We start from the raw sequence: 1581 nt of genomic DNA, 5'->3' as shown, positions 1-1581 counted from the left end.
TCCTTATATTATTATTCGTAGGTAGCTCCTACATGCTCTGAGTATAAAATTTATACTTAGATGGATGATGCGCCGTGAATTAGTTTTTATTTTCCAACAGCACCTTTACCATCGGTGACTGGTTCAGAAAGGCTCTAATCACGGTTTTTTGTCGTATTGGTAATAAGTTTGATACGGCTTGGTTCTGCTTTGAATTTTGACTGTTTATTTCGCGTAAGGTTACATTGGCAATTAGCCCGTGTTTATCATGTCGCATCATCGATTACTTTATTCCCTAGGAGGATTCTTTTATGCTTTTCGTTGGTATTGATGTCGCTAAATCACATCATGATGTCGCTGTTCTTGACGACAATGGTCTGGTTGTCTTACGGCATCTCCGTATTCTTAATAGTCGTCAAGGTTTTGCAACACTGCACCAATCTTTGATTCAGTTATCAGCCGATACTAACGATGATATCCGCATCGCAATGGAAGCCACTGGCCATTACCATTTGAATTTGCTCTTATTCCTGCAAGCCAATGCTTATCCCACTTTCGCTTATAATCCATTTTTGATTAAAGAATTTGCTAGAACATTGACTCTTCGTAAGACAAAAACGGATAAAGCTGATGCACTAACAATTGCTAAAAAGTTAGCTACTGATTTATCATCGGATCGTTTTAAGCCCAATTTCAACATGCAAGAACTCAAGTTTTTAACGCATCATCGCAATCGGTTAACTGATAGTCGTTCTAAGCTCAAGACGCAATACATTCGTCTACTCGATATCTTGTTCCCTGAACTAGCTGGTTTCATTGGCAAAACAAATTTACACTATCAGTATGTCTATGATTTGTTAACAAAATATCCTTCACCTGCTAAATTGAGTCGCGCTCATACTAATGCGCTTGTTAAGCTATTGCATAATCATGGCAATCGACTTGATATGGCTCAGCAACTTAAAGTTCTAGCCAAACAATCTATTGGGTTGTCCTCACCAGCTAACGCGTTAGAACTTGTTCAGACCATATCCGTGATTCGTTTATATGATGAACAAATCAATGCCATCGACCAAGAGATTGCACAAATAATGAACAGCTTAGACGAAGCAGCTATTATCACTTCCATTACTGGTATTTCTAATCGTTTGGGTAGCGTTATTCTAGCCGAAATCAATCACATTAATAATTTTCAGTCACCTGATCAGCTATTAGCTTTTGCCGGCTTAGAACCTTCTGTTTATCAATCTGGCCAGATGAATGCCACGGGTAAAATAGTTAAACGTGGTTCGACATCATTGCGTTGGGCGTTGTGCCAAGCAGCTGAATATGCTTCTCATTGGTCGCCGACTTTACGTCAATACCGTCAAAAGAAACTTGACGAGGGCAAGCACTATTATGTTGTCATGACTCATGTCGCTAAAAAACTGGTGCGTATCATCTATTACCTGTTAAAACATCATCAATACTATGACGAATCTAAGCTCATATAACTCATAATTTCACCTCTTAATTAACAAACCATGGGAACGTTTTAAAATAGTAATTTAAAACGTTTATTTGTCGTTCAACCAAATTATTATTCTACATTTAGTTGTTTTT

1 protein-coding gene is annotated in these 1581 nt (G+C 37.9%); it reads left to right on the top strand.

Features of this window, described 5'->3' with window-relative positions:
• The first annotated feature begins 290 nt into the window (after positions 1–290).
• Entirely contained in the window at positions 291–1472 is a 1182-nt protein-coding gene (locus BMG01_RS10455) for an IS110 family transposase (protein ID WP_080519258.1), read from the top strand.
• Positions 1473–1581 lie beyond the last annotated feature (109 nt).

Source organism: Leuconostoc sp. BM2 (genome assembly GCF_002095565.1).
In the GTDB taxonomy this organism is placed as follows: domain Bacteria; phylum Bacillota; class Bacilli; order Lactobacillales; family Lactobacillaceae; genus Leuconostoc; species Leuconostoc falkenbergense.
This window is presented reverse-complemented; position numbering and strand designations above follow the sequence as displayed.

What these genes read in the sequence shown, in the direction of transcription:
- BMG01_RS10455 (WP_080519258.1), top strand. Translation starts at nt 291, where the DNA reads ATGCTTTTCGTTGGTATTGATGTCGCTAAATCACATCATGATGTCGCT.